We start from the raw sequence: 13,427 nt of genomic DNA on the forward strand, positions 1-13,427 counted from the left end.
ATTAAATTATAAATTTTCTAACTAAAAAGGAGACTTATTATGGCACTAGAAATGAAAACAAACTGTCAAATTTGCGATCAATCGCTCGAACAAGATTCTGAAGCATACATTTGTGTATATGAATGTACATTTTGCGCACCATGTACAGAAGAAAGACATAACGTTTGTCCAAACTGCGGCGGCGAATTAGTACGTAGACCGAAAAAGAAATAATAAAAAGCAAAGCGATATCGCTTTGCTTTTTATTATTTTCTAAGTTTATGAAATTATATCGAACACAACTTAAACATTTACAAACTTCACACAAACAGGCTCTGGCACAGCAACATCAGATTGTAAAAGTGTTAACTTACCTGTAGATTCATCTCTTGAAAATAACACAAGATTATGTGACTTTTCATTTGTAGCAACAAGGAACTTTTCAGTAGGATCTAATACAAAGTCTCTTGGCCAATTTCCTTCTGTAGATGTGTGTTCAACAAATGTAAGCTGACCTGAATTTTGATCTACGCTATAAACAGCGATACTATTATGACCACGATTACCTGCATATACAAAACGGCCGTCAGAAGAAATATGAATCGCACTTCCTTGATTATTTTCATCAAACTCTTCTGGAACAGTAGAAATATACTGTAATTCTGTAAAGGATCCTTCTGCAGGATTATATGTTAACACAATAACCTCTGAACTAAGCTCCGTCATCACATACGCATACTTTCCATTCGGATGAAAAGTAATATGTCTTGGACCACTTCCTGGATTTACAGATAAACGATTCACTTCTGTTAATGTACTATCTTTTACTTCATACGTAATTATTTTATCTATCCCTAAATCAACGCCCACTACATATTTTTCATCAGGAGTGTACCCCGCGTAATGTGCATGTGGTTTTTCTTGTCTTTCTTTATTCGGACCTGAACCTTCATGTGCCATAATAGATGAAGCAGGATTTACAGTTCCATTTTCTTCATTTATTTCAAAAGACTCAATCGTTCCTTTATGGTAATTCGCTGTAACTACTGTATGATTTCCACTATCAACACTAATATGACAAGGAGAAGAACCTTCTACTACTTGTCTATTTTTCGCTATTAGTTCTCCAGTATGACTATCAATGGAATACGCAGCTACACCGCCAGATTCGCCTTCCTTAACAACAGAATAGAGATATTCATTCTTTCGGTTAATCGTTACATATGTAGGGTTATCCAGCTTAGCGGCAAGTGTTACATTACTAATTTTTTTTGCTTCTGTGTCTAAAGTAAACTTATATATTCCTTCGCTATTTTCTTTCGTGTAAGTTCCAACATATCCAATAAACTCTTTGTTATCCTTCATTTTCATAACCCTCTCTCCCTATATTTTTCGTTCATCATGCTTCTTAAAATATTTTATGTTGAAAGAGTATCCTAAAAAATCGGAGTACCTCTTTATACGTTACCATATTTTCTTGGTAAATAGCTTTTAAACCCACTTTTTTTGATACGCTGCTATACTTTCATATTCTTCTTCCAATTGACGGGACAGACGGATATAGATTGGCGTTAAATCTTTATATTTTTCCACACTTTCCATGTTTGGCTCATGATGGAAATCTGCACCTACCATTTCAGAAACTACAGATAATGTATCTATTTCACCTAAACTATATAAACCTAGGATTGCAGCTCCTAAGCAAGAGCTTTCGAAACTTTCCGGAACATATACGTCTTGATGGAAGATGTCCGCCATCATCTGTCTCCAAAGTTCCGACCTTGCAAAGCCGCCTGTCGCTTGAATTTTTTTCGGTTCGCCAATTAACTCTTTTAAAGCGAGAAGAACCGTATATAAATTATAAATTACTCCTTCTAAAACAGCACGGATAAGATGTTCTTTCTTATGATGCAATCCGAGTCCAAAGAAAGATCCTCGTGCATTTGCATTCCATAAAGGAGCTCTTTCCCCTGCTAAATACGGGTGAAACAATAAACCGTCAGATCCAGGATTCACTTTTGCTGCTATTTCAGTAAGTACTTCATATGGATCTTTCCCTAAACGCTTTGCAAGCTCAATCTCTGAAGTACCCAATTGGTCACGAGCCCATCTGAAAATCATACCGCCATTATTAACTGGTCCACCGATTACCCAATGGTCTTCAGTTAACGCATAACAAAAAATTCTACCTTTTGGATCTGTTACAGGACGATTTGTTACAGCACGTATCGCACCGCTTGTACCAATTGTAACAGCCACAACGCCAGGACCTATTGCATTTACACCTAAATTAGATAGTACTCCATCACTCGCTCCTACTACAAAAGGCGTAGAAACAAGTACATTCATCTCTTTGGCAAGCTCTTCATCTAATCCTGTTAAACTGTGCGTTGTTGGAACAAGTTTAGAAAGCTTTTCATCTGTAATTCCCGCAACATGTAAAGCCTCTTCATCCCATTTTAAAGATTTCAAATTAAACATCCCTGTTGCTGACGCTATAGAATAATCAATTACATACTCTTTATATAACTTGTAAAAAACATATTCTTTAATAGAAATGAATTTATAACTTTTTGCAAACAATTCTGCCTGCTCATTCTGTAGCCAAACTAATTTCGAAAGCGGTGACATAGGATGAATTGGTGTGCCAGTACGAAGGTAAATTTCATGACCATTCATATCATTCTTTATTTTCTCCGCCCAGCTTGCACTTCTATTATCTGCCCAAGTAATACATCCCGTTAATGGATTCCCCTTTTCATCTACAGCAATGAGACTATGCATTGCCGAACTAAAAGAGACACAAAGAATATCACTTGGCTGTACACTACTTAATCGTACAGTTTCTTTAATCGTATTTATTACTGCACGAAAAATTTCTTCTGGGTCTTGTTCCGCTGTTTCAGGCGTAGGAGAATATAAAGGATATTCAATTCCATGACTAGCAATAACAGATCCATCAGTAGAAAATAGAACTGATTTTGTACTAGTTGTCCCAATGTCTACACCAATCATATATTTTGAGCTCACCATTTCTTCCTCCTAACAAAAAATTGTTACAGTATCCCACCATAAAAATACATTCCTTTTATCTATTGATAACGTTGTATGCCACAATTATCTAAATAGAAACATCTTTATCTTAAACAAACATATCGAGTAGTAAAACTCCTCCAAAAGCGATAAATGAAAGTAACGTTTCTAATACCGTCCATGTTTTAAATGTTTCTTTCACTGTTAACCCTAGGTATTCTTTTACCATCCAAAAACCAGCATCGTTTACGTGTGAAAACATTAATGCTCCTGCACCTGTTGCAATAACGAGTAACTCTAAGTTCACACCTGTTGTATTTTCAACGATTGGCGAAACGATACCCGCTGCTGTTGTTAAAGCGACTGTCGCTGACCCTGTCGCAATTCGAATTAATCCTGCTACTATAAATGCTAATACAATTGGGGATAGAGCTAAATGCTCAGACATTTGAGCAATAGCATTCCCTACGCCACTATCGATAAGAATTTGCTTAAATCCCCCGCCAGCACCAATAATCGCAACAATTGAACCGATTGGTAATAAGCTATCTTCTGTTACCTTCTTAATAGCCTTTTTATCGATACCTTGGCGAAATCCAAGAAAATAAAACGCTGCAAAACATGCAATCAATAGTGCAATGATAGGACTACCGATTAATGTGACAGTCTTCATCAAAGTAGTAGAAAGAGGCACATAAGGAGCTGCTGCAGCTAAAACCATTAACATAACAGGTAACAAAATAACTAAAAATGAAACTCCTATTCCTGGTAATTTCGTTGATTTTGTATTTACACGAATCAATTCTGGCTCATTTTCAGGAATTACACGTTTGTGAATCCATTTCGCAAATATAGGACCTGCAATAATCGCTGCAAAAAATGTAATAATGAGTGAATACAATAGTACCTTCCCAAGATTCGCTTTATAAATACCAATTGCTACAATTGCCCCTGGATGCGGAGGAACAAGGCCATGTACGACAGATAGCCCAGCAATTGCTGGTAATGCTATCAATAAAATATTTTGTTTCGTTGTTTTATGAATTGAAATTACTAACGGCAGTAATATTAAAATACCTACTTCAAAAAACACCGGAATTCCAATAATAAAACCTGCAATTAACATAGCCCATGGTAAGTTTTTTATCCCAAAGGATTTAATAAAGAACTCTGCCACTTGCATTCCAGCACCTGACTCTGCCATCATTTTCCCTAAAATTGTACCTAATACTAAAATACCTACTAAATGCCCGAGAACACTTCCGACTCCCGTTTCATAAGCACTCACTATTTTATCCATTGGCATTCCAGACATAATTGCTAAAAACAAACTTGCAACCGTTAAACTAATAAACGCATGCCATCTCCACCACGATACCCCTAAAATAACAATTACAATTGATAATAATGTAATAATTAAAAGGTACATATTCATACTCAATCCCCCTTTATGTAAACCCTTTCATAATTACTATATAATTAAAAGAACCTATATAGTTCTTACTTGAGTAAAAGATACCTTTACATATTGCTATACGTTTAAAAGCATCTTCACATCATAATGATTTATATAAAAAGAATCTCCCTTATTAGAGATACACTATAACTCATCTCTCTAATAAGGGGATTTCTCTTTCATAATTATAATGTTATTGTGATAAACGCTTCGCGCGATCAATTTTTCCTTTTTTAAAAGTGAATGACACTTTCATCTCTGCTTTTTTCACGTAGTAAGACTACAAAATCAGGATCCAGTTTAAACGATGAAGTTACTTAGGATTTGTCCTCTCATGAAAAGCAATTTTCGGAAAGCACCTTCACTTTCATGCATTATAATTTAGGAGCTTTCGCCCAATCCGCAGCAAATTTCTCAATACCTTGGTCTGTTAATGGGTGCATAGCAAGTTGCTCGATTACTTTATAAGGGATTGTTGCAATGTGAGCACCTGCCATCGCTACACGAGTTACATGATCTGGATGTCTGACAGAAGCCGCAATAATTTGTGTATCTAATTGATGAACATCGAATAATTCAGCAATTTTAGCAACTAATAGTACACCATCTTCAGAAATATCATCTAAGCGTCCTAAAAATGGAGAAACATACGTTGCACCTGCTCGAGCAGCTAAAAGTGCTTGGTTCACAGTGAAAATAAGTGTAACGTTCGTTTTCACACCTTTTTCAGTAAGATAGCGACAAGCTTCTAATCCTGCTAGCGTCATTGGAAGTTTTATCGTGACATTTTTATCGCCACCGTTAATTTTAATTAATTCTTCTGCTTGAGCAATCATTTCTTCAGCTGTAACAGCATCTGGCGTTACTTCTGCCGAAACAGACTCAACTTTAGGTACTGCTTGACAAATTTCTGCGATACGGTCTTCAAACTTAACGCCCTCTTTTGCTACTAAAGAAGGATTCGTTGTAACACCAGCTAAAACTCCAAGTTTATATGCTTTTTTTATGTCCTCAAGATTTGCAGTATCAATAAAAAATTTCATGATCAATTCCCTCCAGTTTTTAAACGTTGATGAGTTACATGTTTAATATGCTTATCCCGTAAAAGCCCGATTGATGTGGAATAAAGCCCCTACTTATTAAAGTTTCACTTTATTTCTTTTCTACTGCATGTCCGCCAAATTCATTGCGCAGAGCTGCTACAACTTTTCCTGTAAATGTATCATTGTCTAATGAGCGGTAGCGCATTAATAGAGACATTGCGATAACAGGAGTTGCTGTTTGAAGGTCTAATGCTGTTTCTACTGTCCATTTTCCTTCACCAGAAGAATGCATAACACCCTTAATTTCATCCAGTTTTGCATCTTTAGAAAATGCATTTTCTGTTAATTCCATTAACCAAGAACGAATGACTGAACCGTTGTTCCATACTCTTGATACTTTTTCATAATCGTAGTCAAATTCACTTTTCTCTAGAATCTCAAATCCTTCACCAATAGCAGCCATCATACCGTATTCAATTCCGTTATGAACCATTTTTAAGAAGTGACCACTACCAGCTTTTCCAGCATATAAGAATCCATTTTCTACAGCAGTATCGCGGAAGATAGGTTCAACGATGTCCCAAGCTTCTTGATCTCCTCCAATCATGTAACAAGCACCATTACGAGCGCCTTCCATTCCGCCAGAAGTTCCTGCATCCATAAAGTGAATGCCATCTTTCTTTAATTGCTCATATCGGCGGATAGACTCTTTATAATGTGAATTACCAGCTTCAATTAGAATATCTCCTTTTGATAAAAGTGGTGTAACCTCATCAATAACAGAATCAACAACAGCGTGTGGTACCATTACCCAAAGAATTCTTGGTGATTGTAATGACTGAACAAGTTCACTTAAACTAGATGTACCCGTTGCCCCGTACTCTTTCATTTCTTCTACTGCGCTCGTATTTAAATCAAATGCTACTACTTCATGTTTATGATCCATTAAATTTTTCCCTAAATTTAATCCCATTTTACCTAACCCAATTAATCCTACTTGCATAATATAATTCCTCCTCAAATCATCTTTTATTAAAAATCCATATCACTACAATCTGGAATACCTTTCAGTACTGAAATGTTAGTATGTACAGAAAGGTATTCACAGTCATAGCTTAAGAATTCAACACATTTTTTGTAATTTGAACAACATTTTCTGTCGTAAATCCAAATAGATTCATGACTTCAGCTCCAGTTCCTGAAGCTCCAAATGTTTCAATTGATAGTACTTTTCCTTCTTGTCCTACATAACGTTCCCAACCTAGAGATACACCCATTTCAAGAGATACTCGTTTCGTTATAGAAGACGGAAGAACGGATTCTTTATATTCGTTCGATTGGCGATCGAATAACTCCCAGCTCGGCATTGCAACGATGCGAACAGAAACTTGATCTTCTTCTAATTTTGCTTTCGCACTAGTAGCTAAGGATACTTCAGAACCTGTCGCAATTAAAATTACATCCGGATTTTCATTCGTTTGTGTTAATACGTAAGCTCCTTTAGAGAGATTCTCTATGTTCGCTTTCGTTTCATTAAACACCGGTAAATTTTGACGGCTCAGTACTAAAACGACTGGACCATCCGTTTGCTGTAAAGCATACGCCCAAGCACTTGCTGTTTCATTTGCATCTGACGGACGGATAACTGTTAGACCAGGAATTGCTCGAAGCGCTGCCAATTGTTCAATTGGTTCATGCGTTGGACCATCTTCTCCTACAGCAATCGAATCATGTGTAAATACGTAAGTAACAGGTAAATTTTGCAGTGCAGCCAGTCGAATCGATGGACGAAGGTAATCATTAAATACAAAGAATGTACTTACGAAAGGTTTTACTCCTCCATGGAGAGCCAGTCCATTCGCTGCCGCGCCCATTGCATGTTCACGTACACCGAAGTATATATTTCGTCCAGCATACGATTCTACCGCGTACACAGCTTCACCTTTTATATCTGTCATAGTGGAATGAGAAAGATCTGCACTTCCACCGAAAATAGAAGGAATTGATTTCACATAATGATTAATAGCTTCCCCACTTGCAACACGAGTGGAAATCGTTTTTTCAATATCAAAGGATAGAATGTCTTTCGCTTCAATTAAAACATCACCTGTAATCGCTTTTTCTAATTCATCTGCTAGTGCAGGGTTCGACTCTCTGTATGAATTGAACTGCTCATTCCAGTCATTTTCTTTTTCAATACCTTTTTGTTTCAGTTCATTAAAATGAGCTTTTACTTCTTCAGGTACAAAGAAATCTTCCTCATAACCCCAACCATACACTTGTTTTGTCGCTGTTGCCTCTTCTACTCCAAGCGGATTACCATGTGCTTTGTTCGTTCCAGCAACTTTTGGACTTCCATAACCTATAATAGTTCTAATTTCTATAAGAGTAGGTTGATCCGTATTTTCTTTCGCTGATTGAATAGCTTTTGTAATAGCATCGACATCGTTTCCATCTTCAACTCTTACATATTGCCAATGTACAGATTCTGCCCTTTTCTGAATATCTTCAGAGAAAGCAATGCCTAATTCACCATCAAGTGAAATTTCATTTGAATCATACAGTACAATTAACTTGCCAAGTTTCATATGTCCTGCCATTGACATCGCTTCATAAGCGACACCCTCCATTAAGTCACCATCTCCGACTAAAGCGTACGTATTGTGATCTATAATAGAGTGACCATCCTTATTGAACTTCGCTGCTAAATGCGCTTCTGCCATTGCCATTCCGACAGCATTGGCAATCCCTTGTCCTAACGGGCCTGTCGTCGCTTCGACTCCAGAAGTATGACCAAACTCAGGATGTCCTGGTGTTTTACTATTTAACTTTCTGAAGTTTTTCAAGTCATCAATTGAAACATCATATCCAGCTAAATGAAGCAGGCTATATAACAGACTAGATCCATGTCCCGCCGATAAAACGAAACGATCACGGTTAAACCATTCTGGGTGATTAGGATTGTAATTTAAATGATTCGCCCATAATGCATAAGCCATTGGTGCTGCTCCCATCGGAAGACCTGGATGACCTGAGTTTGCCGCATTAATAGCATCAATCGATAACGTACGAAGTGTATTCACTGCTAATTGATTTATGTTTTGTGTCATAGTAATCGTCCCCCTAAATGCTTTCATGAAAGAAAGTACTTATTTTTCCGTCTCTTGATCTAACCACCATTTAAATCCACTTTCTTGCAACAGTTCATTAGACGCTTCTGGACCATATGAACCAGACTCATATTCATGAAGCGGTAATAAGTTTTCCTCGAACGCTTCAAGAATTGGTTGTACCCATTCCCATGACAATTCAACTTCTCTCCAATGTGCAAAGAATGTAGCGTCTCCACTCACAGCATCATGAATGAGTCTTTCATACGCTTCAGGTACTCCCACATCCGCTTGCTCACAAGTAAAGTTAATACGCATCGGTTCAATTTCTCCATTTTTCAATGGATTTTTACTATTTAACTGTAATGAAACGTTCTCACCTGGGCTAATTTCAATTATTAATAAGTTAGGTTCTGCATTTGGATTATTATCTTGATATTGCTGTTTTAACGTATTTTTAAATTCGATTACAATACGAGTAGACTTTTCTTTCATTCGTTTTCCTGTTCGTATATAAAATGGAACGCCAGTCCAAAACGGATTATCGATCCACAAGCGAGCAGCAACAAATGTGTCTATGTTAGAAGAAGGATTTACTCCTGGTTCCTCTTTATATGCTACAACTTGCCCACCTTTTATCTCTCCTGAAGCGTATTGACCGCGAACGATATGGTTTTGAACGTCTTCTTTTTTCACTTTACGAAGCGTCTCCATTACCTTTCGTTTTTCCTCTCGAATTTCACACGCATTAACCTTTTCCGGCAGATTCATAGCAGTCATCATTAATATTTGTAACATATGATTTTGAACCATATCTCGAATGGCTCCTGCGTGATCATAATATCCAGCTCTTTCTTCAACCCCAACCGTTTCACTAGCTGTAATTTGTACATTCGCTATATGTTCTTTATTCCAAATCGACTGGAGAACAGGATTTGCAAATTCTAGCGCTTCAAGGTTTTGAATCATCGGTTTACCTAAATAATGATCGATACGGTATATCTCGTCTTCTTCAAACGTGCGACTAAGCTTATCATTCAGCTCACGAGCAGATGTAAGGTCGTGCCCAAACGGTTTCTCAATCATCAGGCGTTTCCATCCATCCGTTTTATCAAGTCCGCTTTCCTTAATATTTAAAGCAATCGTCTCGAAAAATTCAGGAGCAACTGAAAGATAGAACATTCTATTACCTTTTATATGTAGTTCTTCTTCCCTTTCACGAACGACTTGTAATAATCTCTCATAGTCTTCCGGCTTACTCACATCTAATGGACAATAGCGAAAATTATCTAAAAAACCTTCCAGTTCCGGAGTACCTTCTTCCCTCTGACGAGAAAACGTCTCTATTGATTCTTTTATTCTTTCTTGAAAATCTTCATGAGATACTTGACGTCTTCCAAGCCCGATAACAGATATTTGCTTTGGAAGCTTTTGATCTCTATATAAGTTATATAGCGCGGGGTAAATTTTCCGTTTCGCTAAGTCCCCTGTCGCTCCAAATAAAACAAAGGTCATTGATTCCAAGTTCAGTCCCCCTCTTGTTGTATAATCCTCTTCAATATACTAAAAATGAATTGTACAGAAGCTCATACTCTTATACTTCCTGTTTTTATAAAAAACAAAGAGTTATCTAATTCCAATTCTTTTTATACCTTTCGCTCTCTCATTGTCCCCAATATTAATAGTGGCAATTCAAAGCATTTCTACTGCAACTTACTTATTTATAGAACTTAACGAAATATTTTATATCTAATTACTTTTAGTAATTAAGTAATCCTATGTCTAGTATATTAACCACATAAATTATTATCGTCAATAAAAATGTCTTGAATTAAATACTATTTATTTTGTAATACTTTTCTAAGTGTATTCCTAGTTACCATTCATTTTCAAAGATAATGATTGATATAATAAATATCAGTTTCATCAAAATCTTCAATTAATTTTCGGTTAAACTCGCGAGCAGACGTTACATTATAATCAAAAGGCTTCTCTATAATAAGACGGTTTAATCCTTTTGTAGTCCACAATCCACTCTCTTTAATATTTAAAGCAATCACATCAAATACTTCTGGTACAACAGATAGATAAAACATACGGTTTTCAGAAATATTTAATTCTGTTTCACGCTTTTTTACAAGGCTCAGTAAATCTTGATAGCCCACTATATTCGCTGTATCTAATTGACAATAACGAAATGTGCTAATAAATTCTTCTACTCCTGATTCGTCATCAGAAGATATTCTAGAAAATGTAGCAAGGGATTGTTCCACCTTTGTTTGAAATTCCACATCTGACATTGCCCTTCTGCCAATACCGATAATCGAAATAGATTGTGGTATATTTTGATTACTAAATAGTTTATATAAAGCAGGGTAAATTTTGCGTTTCGCTAAATCCCCTGTCGCTCCGAATAAAAGAAATGTCATTGAATCCATTTGTTCTCTCCCTTTTAAAACAATTGCTAGAATAGAATATATAAGCTCATTCGCTACTTAGCAAAATATTGTCTCTAAAACCTCATACTTTACTAATGTTTCTTCAATACAATTTTGCCAAGAGCACGTTCTGACTCACTTATGTGGTGTGCTTTTTTTACGCCTTCTACATGTAAAGGCAACACATGTGTTACAACAGGTTTAATCTTCCCGCCCTCAATTAATTCTGTAATAAGAGAAAGTTCATATCCGTTAGGTTCAGTAAATATATGGTCACTCTGAATATTTTTCTCTCTTGCTATTTCAGTTTGCAGAATTTCCATACCTTTCGGACCATAGATAGACGCTAACTTTCCATTTGGTGCAAGTACTTTATAACTATCCTTTAGTACATCCTCGCCTAACACATCAAATACAATATTGTAATTATGCAAAAGCAAAGAAAAATCTTCTGTTTTGTAATCAATGACAGTATCAGCGCCTAAATCCTTTACAAACTGTATGTTTTTCGTACTAGTCGTAGTTGCAACATGTGCACCGAAGCTTTTTGCTAGCTGAATAGCAAACGTACCAATCCCGCCAGATCCAGCATGAATTAAAACCTTATTACCCTTTTGAACATTAGCGAATTTCACTAAACTTTGCCAACTTGTCAAACCTACTAGAGGGATTGATGCTGCTTCCTCAAAAGATAGATTTCTCGGTTTTTTCGCTACATACTTCTCATCTACAGCCACGTACTCTGCATACGTACCATTTCGTTCAATATCTGGACGACTATATACTTCATCCCCCACTTTAAATGCTGTTACGTTTTTTCCTATAGCAGCAACTACACCTGCAACATCCCATCCTAAAACGAGCGGGAAGTCATAAGAAATTACGTCTTGAAGTAAACCCTCACGTATTTTCCAATCCACAGGATTTACACCAGCTGCATATACTTCAATCAGTATATCGTTGTCTCCCAATAGCGGTTTCTGCATTTCAATCTCTTGTAGTACACTTTTATCTCCATATTGCATAAGTCCTATTGCTTTCATTCTTTACACTCCTTTACAATGCTGGGAAATGAGGTAGTACTTCTTCTCCTAGCTCATCCAATACTTCGTCAGCTGGACGTTGACCATCAAATAGAGCAAGGAATAAATGATTCACACCAATACTTTTATATATATCAAGTAATTCAATTAGTGCCTTACGCCCTGTACGGTAACCTAAACGGATCGGTGTAGGACGTTCATTTGGATTTTCAGATAAATCTAAATGCATCGGTTGTATAAATGGTTTGAATACATCTGGATGATAATCCTCTACTAGTTCTCTCCATTGTCCAATTGCTCCCGCTTGATGTACTGGACTACGTGGATAATACATCCATCCATCTCCATGTTCAGCGAACCAGTCCATATTTTGCTGACTAAAACCTGTAATAAAGGTTGGAATATGCTTAGACGGTTTTGGAACTAAATTCGCACCATGAACTTCTCCTAGTGTCGACTGGATAGACGGGAAGTTTTTATACAAAATTTCTTCCAAGTAAGCAAACGCTTCTCTAAACTTTTCACCTCGTGTTTCATGACTAACACCTAACGCCTTGAAATCAGCACGTCTGTCACCGGATGAAACGCCAAGCATAATTCTTTCTGGAAATAGTTGATCCAATGTAGCAATTTCTTTCGCCACACGCAATGGATGACGAAGTGACAATACAGTTGCCGACGTTCCAAATGCGATTTTCTCTGTTTTGCTTGCTAAATATGTCAAATAAATCATCATATCGTAAATTTGACCTGTTGCAGGATCACCAAAGTCAGGGTCTTGCAGCAATACATCGCGAAGCCATACACCTGTAAAACCATATTGTTCCGCTTTTTGTACTAACTCTACTTGTTTTTCCATCGTTGGAGCATGAAACTGATAATTTTCAATCGGAATGTGAACTCCTAATGTAAGTTGATCTTTCGCAAACATACGATTATATCCAAAATGGTTCGCAAACTTTTCCATGTGTTTCACTCACTTTCCTTCATTCATATAAATCTATACTTTTCATATTTCTTCTCAAAATTCATAAGCAACACTGCAACACCACATTGTTGCCGATTGTAATCGTTATAACTTTCTTTGTGCTACGAGTGTTATTATAAATCGGCCATAACATGAATAACAGTACGTACTTTAAAGTGATGTAGGCACTTTTAAGTACCTATACTAAGTGAGTAATAATAAATCATGCTGCAAAAATAACATCTACCCTTTCTTCAAAAAGCTTTACAGTAGTTTTTAGAAGTACGTTACATTATTTCATTTCATGCACTTTCCTCTTCTTTATATAAAATTCTCACTAACCAAATTCAAAATATTA

11 protein-coding genes are annotated in these 13,427 nt (G+C 36.5%); 1 reads left to right on the forward strand and 10 read right to left on the reverse strand.

Annotated features, from left to right (window positions below):
- Window positions 1-39: 39 nt before the first annotated feature.
- On the forward strand, window positions 40-213 hold the full coding sequence (locus QCI81_RS03745; protein ID WP_001162788.1) for a DUF1272 domain-containing protein: 174 nt from the start codon (window positions 40-42) through the stop codon (window positions 211-213).
- A gap of 69 nt (window positions 214-282) precedes the next feature.
- On the opposite strand, the gene QCI81_RS03750 is transcribed toward QCI81_RS03745, so the two are convergent.
- From QCI81_RS03750 to QCI81_RS03795, 10 genes are all read right to left on the reverse strand, one after another.
- On the reverse strand, window positions 283-1,350 hold the full coding sequence (locus tag QCI81_RS03750) for a lactonase family protein (protein ID WP_081366350.1): 1,068 nt from the start codon (window positions 1,348-1,350) through the stop codon (window positions 283-285).
- 120 nt (window positions 1,351-1,470) lie between these two features.
- A complete protein-coding gene (gntK, locus tag QCI81_RS03755) occupies window positions 1,471-3,012 on the reverse strand; it encodes a gluconokinase (RefSeq protein WP_071731200.1) in 1,542 nt (513 codons plus the stop codon).
- A gap of 109 nt (window positions 3,013-3,121) precedes the next feature.
- Window positions 3,122-4,447: a gluconate permease GntP gene (gntP, locus tag QCI81_RS03760; protein ID WP_001057601.1), complete on the reverse strand. Its 1,326-nt coding sequence runs from the start codon at window positions 4,445-4,447 to the stop codon at window positions 3,122-3,124.
- 395 nt (window positions 4,448-4,842) lie between these two features.
- Window positions 4,843-5,511: a fructose-6-phosphate aldolase gene (gene fsa, locus QCI81_RS03765; protein WP_000667692.1), complete on the reverse strand. Its 669-nt coding sequence runs from the start codon at window positions 5,509-5,511 to the stop codon at window positions 4,843-4,845.
- Between the two features lie 109 nt (window positions 5,512-5,620).
- Window positions 5,621-6,514, reverse strand: a complete 894-nt coding sequence (gene gnd / locus QCI81_RS03770; protein WP_001195925.1) for a phosphogluconate dehydrogenase (NAD(+)-dependent, decarboxylating) — start codon at window positions 6,512-6,514, stop codon at window positions 5,621-5,623.
- Between the two features lie 112 nt (window positions 6,515-6,626).
- The gene (gene tkt, locus QCI81_RS03775; protein WP_071731201.1) at window positions 6,627-8,621 is read right to left on the reverse strand and encodes a transketolase; all 1,995 of its coding nucleotides are present in this window, start codon (window positions 8,619-8,621) and stop codon (window positions 6,627-6,629) included.
- Between the two features lie 39 nt (window positions 8,622-8,660).
- Window positions 8,661-10,145: a glucose-6-phosphate dehydrogenase gene (gene zwf / locus QCI81_RS03780; RefSeq protein WP_071731202.1), complete on the reverse strand. Its 1,485-nt coding sequence runs from the start codon at window positions 10,143-10,145 to the stop codon at window positions 8,661-8,663.
- Window positions 10,146-10,510: 365 nt separating this feature from the next.
- Complete coding sequence (locus tag QCI81_RS03785) at window positions 10,511-11,059, reverse strand: glucose-6-phosphate dehydrogenase (RefSeq protein WP_000377932.1); 549 nt, start codon at window positions 11,057-11,059, stop codon at window positions 10,511-10,513.
- Window positions 11,060-11,151: 92 nt separating this feature from the next.
- Window positions 11,152-12,102, reverse strand: a complete 951-nt coding sequence (locus QCI81_RS03790) for an NADP-dependent oxidoreductase (protein WP_071731203.1) — start codon at window positions 12,100-12,102, stop codon at window positions 11,152-11,154.
- Between the two features lie 13 nt (window positions 12,103-12,115).
- Window positions 12,116-13,069: an LLM class oxidoreductase gene (locus tag QCI81_RS03795; protein WP_071731204.1), complete on the reverse strand. Its 954-nt coding sequence runs from the start codon at window positions 13,067-13,069 to the stop codon at window positions 12,116-12,118.
- Between the last annotated feature and the right edge of the window lie 358 nt (window positions 13,070-13,427).

It is taken from the genome of Bacillus cereus group sp. MG20, from assembly GCF_040459885.1.
Classification (GTDB): Bacteria; Bacillota; Bacilli; order Bacillales; family Bacillaceae_G; genus Bacillus_A; species Bacillus_A cereus.